This window comes from Faecalibacillus sp. (assembly GCF_047023275.1).
In the GTDB taxonomy this organism is placed as follows: Bacteria; Bacillota_I; Bacilli_A; order Erysipelotrichales; family Coprobacillaceae; genus Faecalibacillus.
Genome location: NZ_JBKYAR010000025.1, coordinates 15102 through 38971, shown reverse-complemented (window position 1 = coordinate 38971; position 23870 = coordinate 15102). Strand labels below are relative to the sequence as shown.

General features: G+C 29.1%; 23 protein-coding genes and 1 other annotated feature. All 23 genes read right to left on the bottom strand.

The annotated features are described in order from the left end of the window. Positions 1 to 198: 198 nt before the first annotated feature. A complete protein-coding gene (locus tag ACLVEP_RS09455; RefSeq protein ID WP_412584425.1) occupies positions 199 to 3999 on the bottom strand; it encodes a family 20 glycosylhydrolase in 3801 nt (1266 codons plus the stop codon). A 660-nt stretch (positions 4000 to 4659) separates the two neighbouring features. Beyond that, positions 4660 to 5781 carry a molecular chaperone DnaJ gene (gene dnaJ, locus ACLVEP_RS09450; protein ID WP_412584424.1) on the bottom strand — a complete coding sequence of 374 codons (1122 nt, stop codon included), beginning with the start codon at positions 5779 to 5781 and terminating at the stop codon, positions 4660 to 4662. A gap of 61 nt (positions 5782 to 5842) precedes the next feature. Further along, the gene (dnaK, locus tag ACLVEP_RS09445; protein WP_032091579.1) at positions 5843 to 7660 is read right to left on the bottom strand and encodes a molecular chaperone DnaK; all 1818 of its coding nucleotides are present in this window, start codon (positions 7658 to 7660) and stop codon (positions 5843 to 5845) included. Positions 7661 to 7678: 18 nt separating this feature from the next. Then, positions 7679 to 8236, bottom strand: coding sequence for a nucleotide exchange factor GrpE (grpE, locus tag ACLVEP_RS09440; protein WP_032091580.1), 558 nt, complete (start codon positions 8234 to 8236; stop codon positions 7679 to 7681). 2 nt (positions 8237 to 8238) lie between these two features. Beyond that, the gene (hrcA, locus tag ACLVEP_RS09435; protein WP_318001014.1) at positions 8239 to 9267 is read right to left on the bottom strand and encodes a heat-inducible transcriptional repressor HrcA; all 1029 of its coding nucleotides are present in this window, start codon (positions 9265 to 9267) and stop codon (positions 8239 to 8241) included. A 111-nt stretch (positions 9268 to 9378) separates the two neighbouring features. Further along, the gene (hemW, locus tag ACLVEP_RS09430) at positions 9379 to 10470 is read right to left on the bottom strand and encodes a radical SAM family heme chaperone HemW (protein WP_412584421.1); all 1092 of its coding nucleotides are present in this window, start codon (positions 10468 to 10470) and stop codon (positions 9379 to 9381) included. Next, positions 10460 to 11671 (bottom strand): L-serine ammonia-lyase, iron-sulfur-dependent, subunit alpha, encoded by a 1212-nt coding sequence (locus ACLVEP_RS09425; RefSeq protein ID WP_412584420.1) that lies wholly within the window; start codon positions 11669 to 11671, stop codon positions 10460 to 10462. Before ACLVEP_RS09425 ends, hemW begins: the two co-directional genes overlap by 11 nt. Positions 11672 to 11679: 8 nt before the next feature. Then, complete coding sequence (gene holA, locus ACLVEP_RS09420; RefSeq protein WP_412584419.1) at positions 11680 to 12630, bottom strand: DNA polymerase III subunit delta; 951 nt, start codon at positions 12628 to 12630, stop codon at positions 11680 to 11682. Between the two features lie 23 nt (positions 12631 to 12653). Continuing rightward, positions 12654 to 14474 (bottom strand): ComEC/Rec2 family competence protein, encoded by a 1821-nt coding sequence (locus ACLVEP_RS09415; RefSeq protein ID WP_412584418.1) that lies wholly within the window; start codon positions 14472 to 14474, stop codon positions 12654 to 12656. Between the two features lie 176 nt (positions 14475 to 14650). Beyond that, positions 14651 to 15109 (bottom strand): ComEA family DNA-binding protein, encoded by a 459-nt coding sequence (locus ACLVEP_RS09410; protein ID WP_412584417.1) that lies wholly within the window; start codon positions 15107 to 15109, stop codon positions 14651 to 14653. Then, positions 15102 to 16091, bottom strand: coding sequence for a Holliday junction branch migration DNA helicase RuvB (gene ruvB, locus ACLVEP_RS09405; protein WP_318001390.1), 990 nt, complete (start codon positions 16089 to 16091; stop codon positions 15102 to 15104). The genes ACLVEP_RS09410 and ruvB overlap by 8 nt, the downstream gene beginning before the upstream one ends. Positions 16092 to 16101: 10 nt before the next feature. Further along, the gene (gene ruvA / locus ACLVEP_RS09400; protein WP_412584415.1) at positions 16102 to 16659 is read right to left on the bottom strand and encodes a Holliday junction branch migration protein RuvA; all 558 of its coding nucleotides are present in this window, start codon (positions 16657 to 16659) and stop codon (positions 16102 to 16104) included. 130 nt (positions 16660 to 16789) lie between these two features. Next, on the bottom strand, positions 16790 to 18070 hold the full coding sequence (gene obgE / locus ACLVEP_RS09395; protein WP_412584414.1) for a GTPase ObgE: 1281 nt from the start codon (positions 18068 to 18070) through the stop codon (positions 16790 to 16792). A 45-nt stretch (positions 18071 to 18115) separates the two neighbouring features. Beyond that, positions 18116 to 18400, bottom strand: coding sequence for a 50S ribosomal protein L27 (gene rpmA / locus ACLVEP_RS09390; protein ID WP_022002223.1), 285 nt, complete (start codon positions 18398 to 18400; stop codon positions 18116 to 18118). A 4-nt stretch (positions 18401 to 18404) separates the two neighbouring features. Further along, a complete protein-coding gene (locus ACLVEP_RS09385; RefSeq protein ID WP_318000942.1) occupies positions 18405 to 18728 on the bottom strand; it encodes a ribosomal-processing cysteine protease Prp in 324 nt (107 codons plus the stop codon). Then, the gene (gene rplU / locus ACLVEP_RS09380; RefSeq protein WP_022002225.1) at positions 18728 to 19039 is read right to left on the bottom strand and encodes a 50S ribosomal protein L21; all 312 of its coding nucleotides are present in this window, start codon (positions 19037 to 19039) and stop codon (positions 18728 to 18730) included. Before rplU ends, ACLVEP_RS09385 begins: the two co-directional genes overlap by 1 nt. Positions 19040 to 19055: 16 nt before the next feature. After that, positions 19056 to 19126 (bottom strand) — a sequence feature (ribosomal protein L21 leader region). A gap of 41 nt (positions 19127 to 19167) precedes the next feature. Beyond that, positions 19168 to 19872 carry a stage IV sporulation protein gene (locus ACLVEP_RS09375; protein ID WP_412584412.1) on the bottom strand — a complete coding sequence of 235 codons (705 nt, stop codon included), beginning with the start codon at positions 19870 to 19872 and terminating at the stop codon, positions 19168 to 19170. 1 nt (position 19873) lies between these two features. Next, positions 19874 to 20410 (bottom strand): M23 family peptidase, encoded by a 537-nt coding sequence (locus tag ACLVEP_RS09370; protein WP_412584410.1) that lies wholly within the window; start codon positions 20408 to 20410, stop codon positions 19874 to 19876. A 26-nt stretch (positions 20411 to 20436) separates the two neighbouring features. Beyond that, the gene (minD, locus tag ACLVEP_RS09365) at positions 20437 to 21216 is read right to left on the bottom strand and encodes a septum site-determining protein MinD (protein ID WP_318000945.1); all 780 of its coding nucleotides are present in this window, start codon (positions 21214 to 21216) and stop codon (positions 20437 to 20439) included. Beyond that, positions 21209 to 21784: a hypothetical protein gene (locus ACLVEP_RS09360; RefSeq protein ID WP_412584408.1), complete on the bottom strand. Its 576-nt coding sequence runs from the start codon at positions 21782 to 21784 to the stop codon at positions 21209 to 21211. Before ACLVEP_RS09360 ends, minD begins: the two co-directional genes overlap by 8 nt. After that, positions 21768 to 22298, bottom strand: coding sequence for a hypothetical protein (locus ACLVEP_RS09355; RefSeq protein ID WP_318000947.1), 531 nt, complete (start codon positions 22296 to 22298; stop codon positions 21768 to 21770). The genes ACLVEP_RS09360 and ACLVEP_RS09355 overlap by 17 nt, the downstream gene beginning before the upstream one ends. Beyond that, on the bottom strand, positions 22282 to 23139 hold the full coding sequence (mreC, locus tag ACLVEP_RS09350) for a rod shape-determining protein MreC (RefSeq protein ID WP_412584405.1): 858 nt from the start codon (positions 23137 to 23139) through the stop codon (positions 22282 to 22284). The genes ACLVEP_RS09355 and mreC overlap by 17 nt, the downstream gene beginning before the upstream one ends. 47 nt (positions 23140 to 23186) lie before the next feature. Further along, positions 23187 to 23867: a RadC family protein gene (gene radC, locus ACLVEP_RS09345; RefSeq protein WP_412584403.1), complete on the bottom strand. Its 681-nt coding sequence runs from the start codon at positions 23865 to 23867 to the stop codon at positions 23187 to 23189. Positions 23868 to 23870: the final 3 nt, after the last annotated feature.

Sequence of the window (23870 nt, the reverse complement as noted above, 5' to 3'; positions counted from 1 at the left end):
GTTGTCCCCTAAATAATTTGGCTTTCCCCCTAAATTATTTGGTTACCCAAAAAGACATCGATCATTACCTTAAAAGTAATAAATCCGATGTCTTTTATCTTTAACTCCAAATTGACTATAAAAGTTTGTAACACATTTTATTAAATCATAAATCACTATATATCCATACATTTATATGTGTTATATAGCTTTTATTATTTAATCTTCTTTATTTCTTCTTTGTTGAAGTGCAATATAACCCCCAGCTGTTACCATAAGTAAAATATATGGTACAACTGACATATCATCACCAGTTTTTATATGAGAGTTATTTTTTGTTGATGATGTTTTATTGTCATCATCTTTTTTTGTACTTGTTTGTATTTGATCATTTGGTTTTTGATTTGGTTGATCATTATTTCCAGTTTGAGAAACTGTTTTTAAATTCTTAATGGCATCTTGTAGAGATGCTAAAGCTTGATCAACTTCATCTTGAGTTGTATTTTCATTTTGTAAAACATCTTTTGCATGATCTAATGCTTCTTTAAATACTTTCCATGAATCTACCGTATAATCTTTTTCAACAAAATCATTAGTTGTTTCAATAACATTTGATAATTCTGTTTTATCTACTATTATAGGAGCATCAACTAATCCTTTAATAGCCTTATCTAAATCATCATAAGCCTTATCAACTTGTTCTTGAGTAGCAGTATCATCAGCCACTACCTTATTAGCTTCATCTAGTGCATCTTTTAATACTTTCCATGATTCAGGAGTATAATCTTTTTCAACTAATTCTTTAGTTGTTTCAATAATTTTTAATAACTCTGTTTTATCCGCTACTATAGGAGCATCAACTAATCCTTTAATAGCTTTTTCTAAATCTTCGTAAGCTTTATCAACCTGTTCTTGAGTGGCAGTTTTATTTTCTAAAACTTCTAATGCCTTATTATAAGAAATTTTTAAATCATTCCATGAATCTACTGTATAATCAACTTCGTTTAATTTTTGTACTTCTTCTATTAATCTTGATAAATCAGTAGTATCAGCTGCATTTTTTAATGCATCGATAGCATTTTTTAAATTTGTTTCTACAGTTGTAGTATCAGTAGTACCCTTAACATATTCCTTTTGACCAGCGATTAAAGCATCAACCATATTAGACACTAAAATGGAAGACTTACCGCTTATATCTAATTGTTCAGCTTCATTAATCATATCTCTTAAAGTGTTATCTTCTTGTGGTTGTTCATAAGCAAATTTTACTTCAGAAACTTGATACCAATAACCTGGTTTAGCTACAGTTAAACGGACTCTGACATATTTTACTGCTGTTTTTTCAAATGTTGCTGTGTAATCTAAATCATTTTCCGTAATTGATCCAACTTTAGTCCATGTTTCACCATCTAATGAAACTTCAATATCTGCACCTTTTAAAGCATCAGCACCTACATTAGAAGGTTGAATAACTTGAACACTTGTCATATTAACAGCTGTAGGAAAACTAAATCTAAATTCTTTATCTACTGCTTGTTCTTTTCCAAACCAACACTTAGTATTCAAATCATTATCTATCATCTTTTCATAACTATATTCTTTAGTTGGATACCATTGATTTCTTTCGTAATAATTATCTGTTGCAGTAATTGTTGGCGTATTTCCATCAGGTTTTACTAAATTTGATTTAGCAGTTTTAATTGCTTCATAAGCTGCTTTAGCAGTCTCATCATTTAAAGTATCACTAAATAATAGTGTTTTACCAGCATCTACAGCTTGTTTATATGCTTCATATCCACCAACATAATCATCTTTTTTTAGTGGGTATGTACTTTGTACATATAATGCATAGTATTCTATTTTAACTACTTTTGCTTTGGCTTTGATAAGTTTATCATATACTTCATCAACTTCTGCTTGTGTTGCATCAGCTTTATCATTAATAGCTTTAGCAGCTATTAATGCAACTTCATATTCACTAAATGTTTCATTGATATAATCTTTTTCTTTTAATGCATTTGTTACTTCATTATTTAAAGCTGCTTTATCTGTATATAATTCATAAGTAAATACATAAACAGCACCTTCTTTAGTATAAGTACCAGTAATTGGTTTATTATCAATTACACGATATCCATAAATAGGATCTGCACTAAATTCAAATTCTTCACCAACTGTTCCATATTTAGTTACTTCATGTTTTAATTCTTGATTGTTTTCATCTACGAAACGAATAGTAATTTTTCCTAAATCACCCGCTGTTAAGAATTCCCCAACATCTGGTAATGTAGATCCTTTTTCAAATCCAGCAACATTACCTAATTTTGTATAATTTTCTTGGAAACTATCAAAATCAGTAATTGAATTACTACTTGTATTCCATGATTTAGAAGCTAATGCACGTAACTCATCAGCAATATCTTCAGTAATTACATCTTCACTACATAAATTTGGATTATCACACCAAATTGCCAATGAAGCACCCTTGATAAAATCAGAACTATCATTTACAGCTGGATTTCCTTGGAATTTTCCAGGTGACCATTCATTATAGATTTTACGATCTGCATTTAAGTTATCAAATGAGTGTTGTTCTCTACCATCTGTAGGTTTACTATTACGTAATACATAATAGAAAAAGCTTGCATTGATATTGTAAATTGTATCATGGCCTTTATTAATGAATGTTTGTAAATTTGCAATACTTGAATTCCATGACATTTGTGACCAGAAATCAATTCCAATATAATCATGCATTTTTATTTTTTGTGCACCTTCATAAGAATTTTCACCATAATAAACACCATCATTCCAAATTCTTGGTGTAAATCCACGATTATGTACATATTCTGCTAAATCATTGATATATCCAGCAATTACATCTTTCCAAATATATCCTTGACCATATTTTTTAACTGCATATGAATTTAATACACTCTTATATTCTGTGGTAAATGGCGCACGGTCAAACTCCATATACTCATCGCCACCAATATGGAAATCAGTACATCCTTCAAATAAATCCATATATTCATCATATAAACTACGAATATATGCAATAGCTTCAGGATTAGTAACATCTAAACCTGATTTATAATGATTTCCACTCGTATTAACTTGCCCATATTCTGGATGAGCTTTTAAAATTTGATCAACATGACCTGGACTATCAAATGATGGAATAACATTAATGCCATATTTTTTAGCTTCTGCTAATATTTCTCTCACTTCTGTCTTTGTTAAATATTGGTCAGAAACGATAGATGGATCTGTTTCACATTCAATTCTAAATCCCATATTTTCAGAAAAATGAATTTGAAGAGCATTCATTTTCATATATGACATTTCTCTAATTTGACGAATAAACCAATCTTTAGAAATATATTTTCTAGCACAATCGACATGTACTCTACGTTCTGCAACATTTGGATAATCTACGATTTCACCGTAAACTAATCCATCGTTAGTAATAATCAAATTTTGGATTGTTCTTAATCCGTGCATAACTGCATTTTCACTAGCACCAGTTAAACGAACTCCATTTTCTCCAATAGTGATTTTATATGCTTCTTTACTATTAGAGCTACTAGTAATTGAACTTGTTTGATCGATATCAATCAAAATATCTCCATAACTCACATCTTTTTCTTGAGCATAAACCATTGCTAATGGAGATGAAATAATTTCTTTTTCAACAAATTCTGAATTTACTAATTTTACCACTTCTTGTAATCTTGCATTTTCGATATTAGTTTGATTTGCTAAAACAGCTAATCGACTATCAACAGTCATTTTCCAAACTTTATGGCTACTATCTGCTTTGTAAGATTGAAGAATAGGATTTGTTAATGCTTGTAATTGTTGATCTGTAAGGTTTGAAATACTGTCGCTAGATGTTATTGCAACATTACCTTTAGCTAAAACTGCCTGAAAACCGACTGCTTGACAAATAATAGCAACTACCAAAAATGCCGGTAAAACTACTTTAAGAAACTTATTCTTCGATACTTTTCCTTTCATTTTCTACTCACTTTAAATTAATAAATTAATACATATACTAGTTTTTATTAATGATGTAAATTAGGTATATAAAACCAAAAACCTTATCTAAAACTTTAATTTATGCTAATTATTATCAATTGTTTTATCAATAATAGAATATTAGTAAATTATTATAATAGAATAGTAATTCTACTATATTTGTGAATGCCTATTTAAGCGAGTCATAAAACTATAAATAATACCCCTTAACATCAACATTAATCATTCACCAGTATTTTACGTATTATTTAAGTACTAATTTAACCCCTTTCTTAATTTTCTTTTTAAACTGCGAACATCCGGTTAAGCGCTTACATTTCTCGCTAAAAAAAAGTGGTTAGGTTTAAATAAAATGACCGTATTTTTTTATAAAAACCTAACACCACATTCACTTCTATAAGAATCATATCATGATATAAATATATATTCAATAACCTTTAACATATTATTCCACTTTTTGTGATTTTTTTAACAATTAATAAAAAACATAACAAACTACTACAATTACAAAGAATTTTTTAGCCATTAATAAATGTTTAAAAACTGTATTCATCCCAAAAATCCAGTTATCAATACAACTATAAAAACAAAAAAAAGTGAGATGAAACTGAACTCACCCCACTATATTTATTCGTTATTCTATCTTTTAAATCCTTTCTTAAATGATTCAAAGATAGATTCTTTTTTGCTTAACTTTTGTAATTGTTCATACAATGATTTTTCTTTACTAGAAAGTTTTGTAGGAATTTTAACTTCAACCTTAACCATTTGATCTCCGTATCCATTTCCTCTTAAATCTTTAACCCCTTTACCTTTTAATCTTAAAGTTGTTCCAGATTGTGTTCCTGCAGGAATTTTAACTTTAACATCACCTTGTACTGTTGGTACATCCACTTCACATCCTAAAGTTGCATCAATTGAACTAATAGGAATTGTAACGTAAATATTGCGTCCTTCACGAATAAAGTGTGTATTATTTCTTACACGAATTTCTACAAATAAATCACCATTAGATCCACCATTAGATCCTCTTCCACCTTTACCGGCAACACGTAATTGTTGACCATCATTAATACCAGCTGGAATATCTAATTGAACAGTAACTGTTTTTGTAATATATCCTTTACCATGACAATCAGGGCATTTAACCTTAATTTCTTTACCTGTACCATTACAATGTGGACATGTTGTTTGTGTTACGAATGTACCAAATGGAGATTGTTGTTGTTTAGAAACAGTTCCTGTACCATTACAATGTGAACATGTTTGTACATCATTAGGCGTTTTAGCTCCACTACCATGACAATGAGGACATTCTGCATCATAAGTTACTTTAATGTCTTTTTTAACACCATTAATTGCTTCCATGAAATCAATTTCAAGTCGCATTAAATGGTCATCTCCACGACGAGGTCCATTTTGTCTTTGTCGACGACTTCCCCCGCCACCAAAGAATGAACCAAAAATATCTCCTAAATCGACATCTTCAAAACCAAATCCACCAAAGCCACCGGCTCCAGCTCCACCTGCACCTTGTTCAAAAGCAGCATGTCCATAACGATCATAAGCCGCTCTTTTATTATCATCAGATAAAACTTCATAAGCTTCTTGAACTTCTTTGAACTTTTCTTCTGCATCAGGTTCTTTACAGATATCGGGATGATATTGTTTTGCTTTTTTACGGTATGCACGTTTTATTTCATCAGCAGTTGCTGTTTTTGAAATCCCTAAGACTTCATAAAAATCTCTTTTACTTGCCATAAAATCATCCTTTCTATAATACTTTTAAAAAACCAAGGAAGAACCTTGGTTTTTTAAGTAATTAGTTCTTTTCTTCGAAATCAGCATCAACAACATTATCATCATTGTTATTTGATGTTGTTTGTCCAGCACCACCATTAGGGTTTGCTTGTTGTTGTTGATAAGCATATGATGCCATTTGTTGAGCCATTTGTTCTAATTCTGACATTTTAGCTTCAAGAGTAGCCATATCATTGTTATCTAAAGCAGTTTTTAATTCAGTTTTTAATTGTTCTGCTTGTTGTTTTTGATTAGCATCAATCTTATCACCTTGTTCAGCTAAAGCTTTATCAATTTCATTGATCATTTGTTCAGCTTTATTTCTTGTTTCGATATCTTTACGTTTCTTTTCATCTTCAGCTTTATTAGCTTCAGCTTCTTTTACCATACGATCGATTTCTTCATCAGATAATCCTGTAGAGTTTTGAATAACGATTGATTGTTCTTTTTGAGTTTTTAAATCTTTAGCTTTAACGTTTACGATACCATTAACGTCAATTGAGAAAGTAACTTCGATTTGAGGTACTCCTCTAGGAGCTGGTTCAATACCATCTAATTTAAATAAACCTAATTGTTTATTATCTCTAGCCATTGATCTTTCACCTTGTAATACGTTGATATCAACAGCTGGTTGGTTATCAGCAGCAGTAGAGAATACTTGTGATTTAGTAGTTGGAATTGTAGTATTTCTTTCGATTAATACTGTCATAACTCCACCCATTGTTTCGATACCTAATGAAAGTGGTGTAACATCTAATAATAAGACATCTTTAACGTCACCAGCGATAACTCCACCTTGGATAGCAGCACCCATAGATACAACTTCATCTGGGTTTACTGATTTGTTAGGTTCTTTTCCAAGTAAACGTTTAACAGATTCTTGAACAGCAGGGATACGAGTAGATCCACCAACTAATAATACTTGATCGATTTCACTTGGTTGCATTCCAGCATCACTTAATGCTTGTCTAACTGGTCCTTCAGTAGCTACAACTAAGTCTCTTGTAATTTCATCAAATTTAGCTCTTGTTAATGATAATTCTAAGTGTAATGGTCCAGCAGCACCAGCTGAGATGAATGGTAATGAAATTTGAGTTTGCATTACACCAGATAAGTCTTTTTTAGCTTTTTCTGCAGCTTCTTTAATACGTTGCATTGCCATTTTATCATTAGATAAATCAATTCCATTTTCTTTTTTGAATTCATCTACGATGTAATCCATGATTTTCTTATCAAAATCATCCCCACCTAATTTATTGTTACCAGCAGTAGCTAATACTTCAAATGTACCATCAGCTAAGTCTAAGATAGATACGTCGAAAGTACCACCACCTAAGTCATAAACTAATACTTTTTGTTCTTGGTCTAATTTATCAAGACCGAATGCTAATGCAGCAGCAGTTGGTTCGTTGATAATACGTTCAACATCTAAACCAGCAATTTTACCAGCATCTTTTGTTGCTTGTCTTTGAGCATCATTGAAATATGCAGGTACAGTAATAACTGCTTTTGTTACTGTTTCACCTAAATAAGCTTCAGCAGTTGCTTTTAAGTTTTGTAAGATCATTGCTGAAATTTCTTGTGGTGTATAAGATTTACCATTTACGTTTTCTTTATGATCAGTACCCATATAACGTTTAACTGACATTACTGTATCAGGGTTTGTTACTGCTTGTCTTTTTGCAGCTTCCCCAACAATAATTTCACCATTTTTGAAAGATACAACTGAAGGAGTTGTACGATTTCCTTCTGGGTTTGCAATTACTTTTACTTCATTGTTTTCTAACACACTTACACATGAGTTTGTAGTTCCTAAGTCAATACCAATAATTTTTGCCATAATATAAATCCTCCTATTTTATTCACTTACTTTAACTAAAGATGCACGAATAACGCGATCTTTTAACATATAACCTTTTTGTAATTCTTCAACAACCATACCAGGTTTAAAGTTTTCATCACTTACAGTCATTACTGCTTGATGGAAGTTAGGATCAAATTCTTTACCTTCAGCTTCAATTACTTTAACTCCTTGGTTTTCTAATAATGTCATGATTTGTTTATAAATCATTTCATATCCTTTTAAGAAGTTTGCCACTTCTTCACTTGGATTTTCAATTGCTAATGATCGTTCAAAGTTATCAACGATTGGTAACATTTGTTCAATAAAACCTTGCATCATAAACTTCAAATTATTTGCATGTTCATTTTGCATACGTCTTTTAATGTTTTCCATATCTGCAAACACTTTATAATAATCATTTTTCCATTTATCAACTTCACCTTGAAGAATTTTAATTTGATCTTCTTGATCAACTTTTTCCTCTTCAACAACTTCAGCCTCAGCTTCTTTGTTTTCTTCAACTTCTTCAGTTACTTCTTTTTCAACTTTAGTTTCCTCAGCCAATTTGTTCACCTCTATTTCTCATCTTGTTTATCTTCTAAACAAGCCTTTTCAATATTTTCAGATATATACTCTACTAATGCCACTACTTTTTCATAAGGCATTCTTGTTGGACCAATTACCGAAATAGAACCTTTTGATGTTTCCCCTGTTTTAAATGAAGCAGAGATAACTGAAACATCATTCATTTTTCCAAGAGGTGTTTCATTTCCAATATTGATTTGAATACCATCCTCACTCGATAACGGTAGAGTTTTCCAAACTTTTGAATTTTCAAAAGCACTTACAAGCCTTCTCAATTTATCAACATCGTTAAATTCTGGTTGATAAAGAATATTTTCTTTTCCAGAAAAATAAACACTGTTTGAAGCAAATTTAACAAATGCTTCTAAAAATGCATTAAACAATTCTTCATGTTGTTTCACTTGTGTTGTAAGAATTGGTCGAACATCTCGTTCTAAACGAAATGCTACTTCATTAATAGGAGTTCCTATTAACAATTCATTCATCACATTGACACAACTTAATAAATCTTCCATTTCTACATCACTTGAAAATTGGAATACTTTATTTTCAACATGACCTTGACTTGTAATGATAATTGCTGTTACACGTCCATCATCTAATGGAACAACCGATATACGTTGCAATGTATCATCTGATGCATTTCCTAAAGCTACACTTGTAAGATGTGTTAATTCACTTAACATGTTACAACTTTCATGCACCATCTCATTTAAATTTCGACGGTGTTTATTAATAATTGTAGCAACTTGATTTTTTGTTCCTTCATCTAAATCAACTTTTCCTAAATTATGAACATAGAAACGATATCCTTCTTTAGAAGGTACTCTTCCTGAAGAAATATGTGTTTTTTCTAGATAACCATAATTTTCTAGAAAATTCATTTCATTACGAATCGTTGCACTTGAATAAGGAAGTTGATATTTTACCATCAATGCCTTGGATCCAACCGGTTCAGCATTTTCGATAAATTCTTCAACTATACATTTGAATATCAGCATTTGTCTTGCTGTTAACATCAAGTTCACCACCTTTAGCACTCCTATTTCTCTTGTGCTAAATACATTATACATTTTATTTTAGCACTGTCAACAACTTGGTGCTAAAAAATTAAAAAAATAGCATTTCTGCTATTTCATAAAATCAATTAATATATCATTTAAAACATATTGTCCTTCTTGAGATGTTTTCAAACAATCATTTTCAATTTTTAATCTCCCATTTTCCAAATTTTTAGTAATGGCCTCTCTATATAAAATATAAGCATCTTCTTGATATCTCTCTTTAAATTTCTTTAAATCTAATCCTTCTTTTAAACGAAGTGACATCATTACTTGATTAAACATGGTTTCTTCTTTTGATTGTTCAATGATCGTTGTTTTAAAATCACCATTTAAATATTTAGTAAGAGAACGACTATGTTCTATAATTTGTCCATCAATTTTGCTACATGAACCAACCCCAATACCATAATAATTATTATAGTACCAATACGTAAGATTATGTTTAGATCGATATCCTTGTTTAGCATAATTTGAAATTTCATATTTTTCAAAACCTGCTTTTTCTAATTCTTGATCAATCAATAATGTTAATTGATATTCTTTTTCTTCATCTAAAGGTTGATATTTTTTATATTTTAAAATTGTCCCCTCTTCTAAAATCAAAGAATAATAAGAAACATGTTGCAAATCTAAAGATTTTAAAACTTCTATATCTTTTTGTATATCCTCTTTTGTTTGCTTTGGTAAACCATACATCAAATCAATTGAGATATTATCAAAACCTATTTCTTTAGCGTATTTAATAATATTTTTTACTTGTGTTGTATTATGATGACGATCTATTTCTTTTAATAAATGATCTTGAAATGTTTGTACACCAATACTTAATCGATTAATACCACCTTTTTTTAAAATCTTTAACTTATAATAGTCCATCGATTCTGGATTGACTTCTATACAATATTCTTTTGCTTCTAAACTATATGGTTTTAACATTGACATTAATTTTTCCAATTGTTCATCATTTAAAGCACTTGGAGTTCCCCCACCAATATAAATCGTTTTTAAATGATTCTGCTCAATTTGTGATAACTCCTCATTTAACCTTTGTAAATATAAATCACTTTGTTTTTGATCATAATAAACTTTACAAAAATCACAATAACTACAAATAGAATCACAAAAAGGAATGTGTACATATAAACTTTTAGTCTCCATCTTTTAAACCAAATTCCTTTGCTAGCCCACCTAAAGAAGTTTCTTTATAAGCACTATTTAAATCTTTCCCTGTTTCTTTCATAACATTGACAATTGAATCGAAAGAAACTTTATTTTTTCTTAAATATCCTAATTGTTTAGCATAACTTGCTGCATCAATTGCACGTAAAGCACCAAAACCATTTCTTTCAATACAAGGAATTTGTACATAACCCCCTACTGGATCACATGTAAGTCCCAAATTATGCTCAAGGCCCATCTCTGCAGCATATTCAATTAAAGAATTATTAAGTTCTAAAATCCAACCATAAGCTGCCGCCGCCATCGCACAAGCACTTCCTACTTCTGCTTGACATCCTCCATCAGCACCAGAAATCGTCGCATTATGTTTAATAACATTTCCAAATAAACCTGCAACAGCTAACGCTTTGATCAATTCTTTACGAGGAATTTCTAATTGCTTATAGCAATAAAATAAGACCGCTGGTAAAATTCCACTTGCTCCACATGTTGGAGCTGTGACGATTTTATTACCACAAGCATTTTCTTCAGAAACAGCATAAGCATAACTTGAAACAAGTAATCTTTCTCGATCACTTTCTCTTCGCGTATTAATAGCTTGTTGATACATACTTTTAGCAACTCTTTTTAGTTGTAATTTTCCTGGTATAACGCCTTCATGGTGTAAACCATTTTGCACACATGTAAACATGCTATCTAGTACTTCAAATAAATAGGCTTTGAAATGTTCATCTTCATAGTTTAAAACATAATCATAAAATGAAATTCCATTATCTTCAATATATTGAATAATTTCTTTAAGGTTTTTATGAGGATAGATTTGTTTTGTTTGTTGCAACTTACTTCCTTCATATTCAACAGTTCCCCCACCTATAGAATAAGCAGTAATCGTATCAAGAAGTTTTTCATATTGATAAACATAAAATTTCATACCATTTGGATGATAAGGCAAACTATCACTTTTAAAATGGACAACCGTTTGCTCTCCTAATGTTTGTTTAATGATATAATCTGTTAAATGGCCTTTCCCTGTTAAAGCAAGAGAGCCGTATAAGTCAACTTCAAAACGTGAAGCATTTGGATATTGTTCTTTTATTTTAGAAGCTGCTCTTTGAGGACCCATTGTATGTGAAGAGGATGGTCCAAATCCTATCTTAAACAATTCTCTTAATGATTCCATAATTTCTCCTATATTCTTAGCATAAATAATTCTAATCCTAATTTTTTTTCTATTTGTCCTGTCTTAATTTTAACATCTAACAAAGATAATTCATTTAAACATCTAAGTAGTTCATCTATTTGAAAAAATTGACCTTCTTTTCTAACATATTTTAAACGAAAAGGATTAACTGCTAACATTTTAGCAATTTCTTGATCAGTATATCCTTTTCTATCCAATAATTTTACTTGATAAATCAAACGCATAGAATTAGCTACCAAAACAATCAATTTAACTGGTTCTTCATTAATTGTCATTAAATCTTTATAAATAGACATCATCTTTTGTTTATCTTTACTTAAAATAGCTGTCGTTAAGTCAAAAACATTTTCATCTAATGGTCGACTGACAAGTTCTTCAACACAATGAATATCAATATGTTTCGTATACAAACAAAGCTTTTCTACTTCACTAGAAATATCCAATAAATTCGTTCCTTTTCTGCTTAATAACAGTTCTAAAGCATCATCATCAATCGTACAATTTCTTTTTTTTACAGCCTGTCTTGCTGTATCCGATACTTTATAATAATTTAAAGGATTAATTTCATAAAACTGTGCTTCTTTTCTTAACATCTTGACAACTTTTTTTCTTTCATCAAAATTCTTTTCATCATGAAAAATAACAAGATGTACAGTTTTATCTAAATAAGGTAAACATTGCATAAAAAAATCTTGATCATGATTATCTTTTTTTATTTTCTTTGTTGTTAAAAAATCCGCTTTTTTAATAACCACCATTTTTTCATCACTTAAAAAAGGCGGTGTCATAATATCTTCTAAAACAACCTTCATGCCTTCTTTAGAAACATCATAGGCTGTATAATTCATTTGTTCTTGATTACAATGATGATCTTTTTTTAGTTTAGCTAAACGTTGATCCATCAGTAACCTTTCTGTTCCATATAATACATATAACATATCATCACCATAGCTATTATAAACTAAAAACCTCTTGAAGTCATGACATAATTCTTACCTCCATAATAAACAATCTTGACCATTCCTTGTTTATCACTTCGAAAAATCTTTATACCATAAGCTTCCAATCTTTTTAAAGTCAAATACGAAGGATGTTTATAACGATTATTTTCTCCAACAGAAATAAAAGCCATTTTAGGTTCTATCATTTTAAATAAATCATCACTCGAAGAACTACTACTTCCATGATGTGCCACTTTTAAAACATCAACATCTAAATGATGATATACCTGATATAAATCACTTTCAACTTCTTTAGAAATATCACCAGTAAATAAATAATTTAAGCCATTAATCGTTACATATATAACATTAGATTGATCATTTAAACTTGTATAATGTTTATCTAAAGCAATATTTTTAAAAACCAAATCACCTACTTTCTTTTCTTTAAAACTATAAATAACTTTCTTAACTTTAAAATGTTCTGTTAAAGAATCTAATGCTCCACAATGGTCAAAGTCTCCATGAGAAATAAAAACAGCATCCAAATAAAAAACACCCTGACTTTGTAAATAAGGTATCAATCTAGAAGTAGCAATATCACTATTTTGCAATCCACCTGTATCAATCAAAACATTTCCTCTAGCATAAGGCTGTTGAATAAAAAAACAATCTCCTTGTCCAACATCAATCATCACCACTTGTCCTTTCATGTTGTAATAAGGATAAAAATAAAAAGCAATTAAAACACTTAACAACAAACATATTTCCCTTGTTGGCTTTCTATTGATATTTAGTTTATAAATACCTTTTAAATAAAGATAATAATAACTACCAATAAAAAATAAAGTTGGTTGACTAAATGATAATGAAAAAGAAAAATCATAAATAAAATCAATTACTTTTAAAAGTATCTCATATTCTAAAGATAAAAATGGTAAAACATATTTTCCTAATAATAGATAATAGAGCATACTTTTATAAATAATTTCTATATAAGGCATTAAAAGAATCCCTATCAAAAAAGAAAACACTGGTAAAACATGTTGAATAGAAATAATAATCGGTATAGAACCTAAAAATAAATAATATTTTCCTGCTTGTTGATCTTGTAAAAGTAAAATAAAAAAATAAATCAAATAAGAAAAAATAAAAGATAAATTATAAATTAAATAAGGATTATAAATTAACATACCCACTGTTAATAATGAAAAAAGATCTAATTGATTCAGCCACTTGTTAAATAACATAGGTAAAAGTAACATTAAATATGCTCTTAAATAAGAAATATTATAGGGAATCATCAACATATACATACCTATTAATAATAGTGATATGATTTTTTGATTTTTCTTTGAACAAAAGAATTTTAAAAAATTCATCAACCATTTTTGCAAGACTGCTAAATGCATTCCAGAAAGAGCAAATAAATGAACAATCGAAAGTTTTGTTAATTTTTGATAATATATTTTCATTTGTTCATCTTTTGTTCCTAAAATAAACAAAGAAAGGAGACTTTTTACTTTTGTAGAAGTTTTTATTTTATTTTCTAAAATAGAATAAATATGTTTTTGATGTCGATAACTTTTTATTTTTTCTAATTGTAAAGTATCAAAAATATTCAAACTATATAAATAATTTTGATAATTAAAAGCATTATCATTTTTAGCTTGTCGATAAGTATAAGTCTTTCCTATTAAAGAAATCTCATCAAACAAAGAAACATCTTGAAATTCTCCATAAACTTTTACCTTATGATATCCCTTTTTTACAACAATACTTTTTTCATCTTTATTTACAATTTTTCCAGTAATTTCAGTTTGATTTAAAGGCTGAGGCAAATAAAAAAAGATAAACAATAAAAATGATAGTATAAAACTTATCCCTAATATAATTTTAGAACATTTAAAATAAAGAAATATAAAATAAAAAATAAGAAAAACATATAAAATAGGATGCAGCATCTTCGCTAAAATAACAATCACCAATGGAAAAGCAATATAAAATCCCTTTCCTTTTATAAACATAAATATTCCCTTAATTTAAGATACATTTTTTCACCTATTCCTTTTATATTCATGATATCTTCAATTGTTTGAAAAGGTGTTTTTTGTCGATACTCATCTATCTTTATCGCTGTTTTTTCTCCTATTCCTTTTAAAGTCATCAATTCCTCAAGTGAAGCATGATTTAATGAAATCAGACTTTGACCATAAGGAAGATAAAGCTTACTTTCATTTACAAGTTGATAATCTCCATTAAACTGATAATGATTATCTGTTTGAAGTTTATTTAAAACATCATTGATTGTTGGTTTTGTTTTAAAGGAGAGTTTTTGTTCAAACTCTCCTTCTACATAAATGATAATATTTTGTTTGGTTTGAATATTTTCAACAATAGCTGTCGGCTTAACATAACTATAAATAAGAGAAATAAAAAATAGGACAATAAGTCCTATCTTTTCAAAATTATTCATAATCCTGTTCAATATTTAAATGACGATAAGCTTCAGCTGTTGCAATACGCCCTCTTGGTGTTCTTTTAATCAAACCAATTTGTAATAAATAAGGTTCATTAACATCTTCTAAAGTTTGTGGTTCTTCCCCAATAGATGCTGCAATAGCTTCAAGTCCTACTGGTCCACCTTTAAAACGATGAATGATTCCTAATAAATACTTATGATCAACATCATCCAATCCCAAATTATCTACTTTTAGCCTCTCTAATGCCTCAATTGTTCTATCTCTTGTAATCGTTGCATCACCATAAAACTGTGAAAAATCTCTTACTCTTCTAAACAACCTATTTGCAATACGTGGTGTTCCACGACTTCTTCTTGCAAGTTCTCTTTTAGCATCATCATCCATAACAATATTATAAACACGGCTTGTACGGTCAATAATTTGGGTAAGTTCTTCTTCGCTATAATATTCTAATTTTGATACGATTCCAAAACGATCTCTTAACGGCGCTGATAAATCACCAGCTCTCGTTGTTGCCCCAACAAGAGTAAAAGGTGGTAAATCTATTCTTACTGATCTAGTAGATGCTTCTTTTCCAATAACAACATCGACACAAAAATCTTCCATCGCTGGATATAAAATTTCTTCTACCACTTTATTTAAACGATGAATTTCATCAATAAATAAAACATCTCCTGGTTCAAGTGCTGTTAAAATAGCTACTAAATCTCCTGTTTTTTCAATACTTGGACCCGTTGTAATTTTAATGTGGGTCCCCATTTCATGAGCAATAATCATTGACATTGTTGTTTTACCTAAACCTGGTGGTCCATAAAGTAAAACATGATCTAATGATTCATCACGAAGCTTTGCAGCCCCTACAAATACTTTCAAATTTTCTTTAAGATTTGTTTGTCCAATATATTCATCAAAGTCACTTGGACGAAGTGAACTCTCTTCATCTTCTACAATTTCAGGATCTAAAACTTCGTTCATGTTTTCCCTCCTATTTAACAATTAAACTTAATGCTTTTTTCACATAACCATTTGTATCTAAATTTTCATCTGTTAACTTCTTAACAACTTTATCTACTTCACTTTGTTTATAACCCAAAGCAATTAATACTTCCATAGCTTCTTCTAATTCTTGATTAACAATTGTTTGTTTTGTAGCTGTTACTTTTCCTTGTAAATCAAGAATAATTTGTCCAGCAGCTTTAGGACCAATACCAGGAATTTTCTTTAAATAAGTTATATTTCCACTTTCAATAGCTTCACAAATTCCTTCAACATCTCCACTTGCTAGCATTGTACAAGCACTTTTACAACCAATTCCTTTAACTGAAATCAATTTTAAAAATAAATCTTTTTCTTCTTTTAAATTAAATCCATATAATAAAATACCATCTTCTTTTACTTGTTGATAAAGATAAACAATCACTTCTTTTCCTTTAGAAAAAGCATATGGATTACTCACATAAATCAAATAACCTATACCATTATTTTCTAAAACAATATGATCACTTTGAATATCGACAATTAAACCTTTGATATAACTATACATATATTTCTCCTATAACTATTATAATATAAAAAACGAATCAATTCGTCTCAAATTTGTGTCAAATTTGTTTCAATTATATCATAGTATCCCTTAACTTAAAATAAAAAAATCAGGCATAACGCCTGATTCATTAATCATAGAATTCGAATTCAAAATCAAGAATAGAAACAATATCTCCATCTTGACATCCTGCGTTTCTAAGAGCTTCATCAATTCCCATATTACGCATTTTAATAGATAAACGTTTAATTGCATCATCACTTACTAGAGAAGTCATAGATACAAGACGTTCAATCTTCTTACCTGTAATTGTCCATTGACCATTACCTAAATTATGAACAACAAATGGTGCCTCTTCTTCTTCGTAATTATAAACAACAGTATTTTCTTCTACTTCTTCCATATCAAATTTAGGTGCAGTTTCTAAAGCATCTGCAACAGCATATAATACTTGATCAACACCTTCATGAATGATTGCTGAAATAGGGAAAACTTTAACATCTTCTCCTACTTTTTCTTTAAATGCTTTTAAGTTTTCTTCTGCATTTTCTTCATCCATTTTATTAGCTACGACAATTTGAGGTCTTTCTAATAAACGATATTGATATTGTCCTAATTCATCATTGATTGTACAGTAATCTTCATAAGGATCACGACCTTCAATACCACCCATATCAATAATATGAACAATAACACGACATCTTTCAATATGTCTTAAAAATTGATGTCCTAATCCTTTACCTTGACTTGCCCCTTCAATTAATCCAGGAAGGTCAGCCATAACAAAGTTACGACCGTCTTTTGCTTGAACAACCCCTAGATTAGGAACAATAGTTGTAAAATGATAATCAGCAATTTCCGGTCTTGCACGTGAAACAACTGATAAGAATGTTGATTTACCTACTGAAGGGAACCCAACAAGTCCAACATCTGCTAATAATTTAAGCTCACAGCAAACATCAAATTTTTCCCCTGGTTCTCCTCTTTCACAAATTTGTGGTGCAGGATTTCGAGAAGTTGCAAAACGTGCATTTCCTCTCCCACCACGACCACCTTTAGCAAGAACAACACGTTGTCTGTCTTCTGTTAAATCAGCCATGATTTTCCCAGTTTCTTCATTTGTAATAACTGTTCCCACTGGTACTTTGATTACTAAATCACTTGCATCTGCTCCATGCATTTTTTTAGCCATCCCATTACCACCAGGACGTGCTTTATAAACACGTTTATATTTTAAATCTAATAACGTTGATAAAGATGTTGTCGCTTCAAAAATAATGCTTCCACCTTTTCCACCGTCTCCACCGGCAGGTCCACCTTTTGGAACATGTGCTTCACGTCTAAAAGCCACTGTTCCATCTCCACCTTTACCAGCTTCAATATATATTTTAGCTTTATCGATAAATTGCATACTTCCACCTCTCTTTCAAAAAAAAATCCCTTTTCAGGGATTTCATTATGCAGCTGGGTAAACTGATACTTTTTTTCTATCTTTTCCCATTCTTTCGAATTTAACAATTCCATCACACATAGCGAATAAAGTGTCATCTCCACCTTTTCCTACGTTAGTACCTGGATGAATTTTAGTACCTCTTTGTCTATAAATAATAGAACCAGCAGTAGCGAATTGTCCGTCTGATAATTTAGCTCCTAATCTTTTTGATTTTGAGTCACGACCGTTTTTAGTTGATCCAACCCCTTTTTTAGAAGCGAATAATTGTAAATCTAATTTAAACATCATGATGTTATTCCTCCTCATAGGTTATCTTGATATATTGATGATAGTCTTCTGTAAATGATTCTAAACTAATTACAAGAGTCTCTAGTATCACTTGCATTATTTCATCACTTTCATACACATCTATCATTATATTACCATTTTTTAAAATAATTGCACACTTTTTTTCTTCAAGAAATCCTTTTTTAGCAAGGGTATTACAAATTCCTGTGGCTACTGCACTCACACCAGCACATACAAGATCTTTGCCATACTCACCAAATTGGGCATGTCCTTTTATTTTAACTTGTGTAATATATTTATTATTTCTTTTTATTTGAACTTTAATCATTATTTAACGTTGATTGCATCAACAATTAATTTTGTATAAGGTTGTCTATGACCTTGTTTTTTGTGGTAATGTTTTTTAGCGTTATATTTATAAATAGTTACTTTTCTTTCTTTACCTTGTTTTTCTACAGTAGCTTCTACAGTAGCACCTTCAACATAAGGAGCACCAATAGTTACAGTTTCATCTCCAACTAATAATACTTTATCAAAAGTAACTTTTTCTCCTGCTTCAACTTCTAATTTTTCTACGAAAATTGCATCACCAGCTTCAACTTTTAATTGTTTTCCACCTGTTTCGATAATTGCGTACATACCGCACCTCCTATAAATTTTTTCTAAGACTCGCCAACCAAGGCAGCAAACGCATTTAATACCTTTTATGTGCGGTTGTAGTCTAGAGGTCTACAACAAGTGCATTATACTGAATTTACCAATTAAAGTCAATGCGATTTATTAGATTTTATCAAATAAATTTTTATTGTTTCAAAATCATAGAACTGTTGTTGAAAATAATAGATATTTTGATAAGGTCGATAATAAGATAATTGTTCACTGATCTTTATTCTCTTTTTATCAAGATGATCACTCATTATTGTTTCTATATAAATAAATTGCATATTTTTAAAATATAAGATTGTCTGATAAAGAAGATAGATCAAAACAATCTTTCTACCTATTTGTTTTGTTAAAACCCATAGAATACATATAAAAAACAAAGAAAGTTTTATTTGTATTTTTATACATTTTTGATAATCAAAAAAATACGATAAAAATAACAAAATCATTTTAGAACCATCTAAAGGATAAATCGGTAATAAATTAAAGATTAAAATATATAAATTAATTTTATATAAAATATTTTGTTTAAAAAATATACATAAAATTAAACAAAAAGCATTAACTAGTGGACCACATATAAGCATTAACATTTCTTCATGTACATAATGTTTTCCTAAATCTTTTAATAATAAAAAAGCACCAAAAGGAAGGATCTCGATTTTTTCTATATCAAAAGAAAAGTAAAGAGCTATAATATAATGACCAATTTCATGTAAAATAGAAAATATTAAAAAAGCTATATAATCTGAAGAATGTACAATAACAGCAGCTAATAAATAAAGAAAAGTAAGGGGATGTATTTTCATATTACATCCCCAAGTATTCTTGATAAGTAATCTTCTTTCCTAAATATTCAAAGGTCATTTTAAATTTTTGTTGATATAAAGCAAGCGTATCTCCTGGATTTACTTTTTGTAATTTTTTTACTTGAATATCTTTTATTTTAGAAAAAGTAATCTCTGTACCATTTTCATCTAAAATAACTATTTGTTGTTTTTGAACTTGAATAACTTTTCCTTTATTCATTGCAATAACTTGATTACTCGTTCCTTGATAATAATCATTCTTTAATAAAGTATAATTTACCTCTTGATTTACTTTAACATCTTCTGGTAAAAAATCTAAAACACTTTGAGAAATAAAAGTAATCAATTGTTGTAAATACTTTTGATTAAATATTTTTTGTTCAAATTCTGGATTTTTTAAAACAATTAAAGATCCTAAAACAACAATCATCATCACCATCAAACGTACCATTCCATTATAAAGCTTTTTAAAATTATGATCATTTAAAGGCCTTTTCCTTTTTTCAATACGTTTTCTTACATCATCTAATTCTGACATATAATCACCTATTACATCATATGAAATCATCCTAAAAAGATACGACTTAATAAACTTCTCCTTTTACATTTAACAAAAGCACGTTTATGTCCTAAAAGACGATGTGCGATATTATCAAAACAATCATGTAATAAATGTCCTTTTAATAAATAAACAGGACGTCCTTTATTATTAGCTTCAATCATCTCATGGTCTTCATAAACAATACCTAAAAGTGGTAATGATAAGATATCAAGTGCATCATCTATTGTCAGTGATTTACCATCTTCAATATCATCTAAATTGACTTTATTAATAATTAATTTTAAATCTTGAATTCCTTTTTTTAATAATAATCCTATAACACGATCATTATCTCTAAGTGTTGCAAGATCAAGATTTACAACAATAATAGCCTCATCAGCAATTGACGAAGCATAAGTAAAACCTTGTTCAATTCCAGCTGGTGAATCTACAATAATAAAATCAAAGTCATTCTTTAAATATTCAATCAAAGATGCCATAATTTGTGCATCTAAATTTTGAAAAGATAATGTTTTACATGCAGGCAATAAATAAAGTGTCGGTTCTCTTTTATCTTTTACAAGCACTTGATGAATTTCACATTTACCAGAAATCACATCATTTAAATCATAAACCACTCTATTTTCTAAACCCATCATAACATCTAAGTTTTTTAATCCAAAATCGCCATCAATCAAACATACTTTCAAATTTTGATGTGCTAAAGCAATTGCTAAATTTACACTAATACTACTTTTCCCAACACCACCTTTTCCTGATGTTACCGTAATGATTCTAGACATGTATGTAATCCCCCTTTTCCACAACAATATCATTATCTTTATAATAAACAAGTGACATTTCGAAAGTTGTAAAATGATGGATGGATTTTCCAAAAAAACGAATTGTTGCATCTTTAAATTTCTGACTTGAAATACTAGCTTCTAAACTTTGTCCTTCAATAATCCCAAAAACACCTTGCATAACATATAATTTTGCATAAACCTGAATAATTGCTCCTGGATTGATTTTACCGGTAATCAAAGTATCTTCATGAATTTCTAATATTTCGCCACCATGAATAGATGCATCTATTATTTTTACTTTTTTCTTTTTTTCTGTTTTTTCCTCTATAAATCCACCAAACAATAAACTCTTACATTCTACAAGGATTTCAAAAAATTGTAATATTTCATCATTCTTCAAAATTCGACCTTTTAAATCAAAAAAGGCCTTTGGGTAATAATCTTCTTTTTTAAAAAAAGATTGTACCAAAAGACCTTTTAATTCTTTTAATATAATTTCAAAATCAACTTCATTATCCATCATAAAAATCAAACGTCCATTAAGATTCTTAACTAAAATATACATCAATATCACCTTCAAGCTTCAATTTGTTGTGGATAAAATACACTCCATTAAAAATAACAATATTGAATAGTAATGTTGGTAGTAGTCTCTTAATTAAAAATGTCGTTATCGCTAATTGAGTTGTATTTGTTATCCACATTAATGAATATAACACACTCTCTTGTACAAAAATTGTCAAAATGACGATAACAATTGCCTCAAAATAAGTCATTACAGCTTTTTTCATATAACGCTTTTCAAAGAATGAATAAATGAAAAATAATAATACATAAACAAAAATAGAATTCCCATAAATGACACTAAAATAAATCCCACAAATTCCTGCAAATATATAACGATGATCTTCATCTATTGTATTATTTAATAAATCAAACATCATCACCCCTACATAAGGAATTACTGTCAAATTTACTTTTAAAATGGAAGATGGTAAATAGAAACGTAAAATACTGTCGACAATAAACGAAACAAACATGATAATTAAATATCTAACAAGTTTATTTTTCACTGCCATTAACCTTCTTTACAACAGATACATAAGACAAATCTTCAAATTGAGCTGCAGCTTTAACTGTTAAAGTTATCGTTGTTCCATCACTTTGAGTCACTAATTTTTTTGCTTTACCAATATAGATTCCTTTAGGACATTTTCCATCTCCACCTAAACCTGAAGTATAAACTTTTGCATTTTTCTCTAACTTATCAATTCCTGAAAGTAAAGTAATATTTAAATTACCTTTATTAACATCATAATTTTGTAATAAACCATAAATTGTTTGATCTCCATTTATAATCATTACAGGTATTTGATTGATTGGATTTTCACTTGTTAACAATGAAACAGTTGAACTTATTTCTGTTACATGACTTACAATTCCAATCATTCCATTGGCATCACAAACAGCCATCCCTTCATGAATATTATTTAAACTTCCTACATCAATTGTAATTTCATCATTCCAATTTGCTTGATCACGTGTTTGTACACTAGCTGATTTAGTTTTGTAATCATTAGGAAGATAATCAATTTCAGTTAATTTCTTTAATTTTTTAATTTCTGATTGTAGAACTTCATTTTCAGATTCAACATTGACATAAGAATCTAACTTTTCTTTCAAAATTCTATTTTCATCATAAACATCTTTTAAATCATTATATTCATTAAAAATATCACTTACAAAAGAAATAGGTTTTTTAACAATATAATATTCAATCATAGAAATAGAATTACTTAATGTCTTTTCTAAACGTGATTGCTTTCTTCCTACAAAAAAACCAATTACCGATAATAAAATAACAACTACAAAAGCACCAACCATAATTCTTTTATTTCTCTTTTTTCTACGATTGTTCATATAATCACCTCTAGTATCATTCATTATATAGAGTTCATCAAAAAAAATCAATCTTCTTTATTTTGATAGATTTTTTTTGAAGCAAAACTATAAAAACAATGTTTACCTACAATAAGATGATCAATAAATTCTATCTCTAAACACTCTGCCATTTCCTTAATCTTTTTAGTTATCAATTCATCCTCTACAGAGGGAGTAGGATTACCACTTGGATGATTATGTATCAAAATAATTCGATTCGCCCCACATCTAAGTGTATATTGAAAAACTTCTTTCGTTTCTAACATAGAAGCTTCACCACTTCCTATAAATAACAATTTTTCTTGAATGACTTCTAAACGACTATTTAAACATAATAAAATAACTTTCTCTTGTTTTTCAAACATCAACTGATGTTTGATATACTCATAACCATCTTGAGGTTCTTTAATAACAAATCTTTTTGTATTTTCTTTTTGCATTCTTTTAGCAAGTTCTATACTTGCCATTAATTCAATTGCTTTAGCTTGTTTAATTCCTTTAATTTTAATCAATTGATAATAATCAACATCCTTTAAAGCTTGAAAACCACCAATTTCTTCTAATAATAAAGATGCTAAATTTAAAACTGACATTTCTTTATTACCAGTTCTTAAAATAACTGCAATCAATTCTTGATTAGATAAAGTTTCAATTCCTTTACAAATTGCTTTTTCTCTCGGTCTTTCATGGCGAGGACAATTTAACATTTT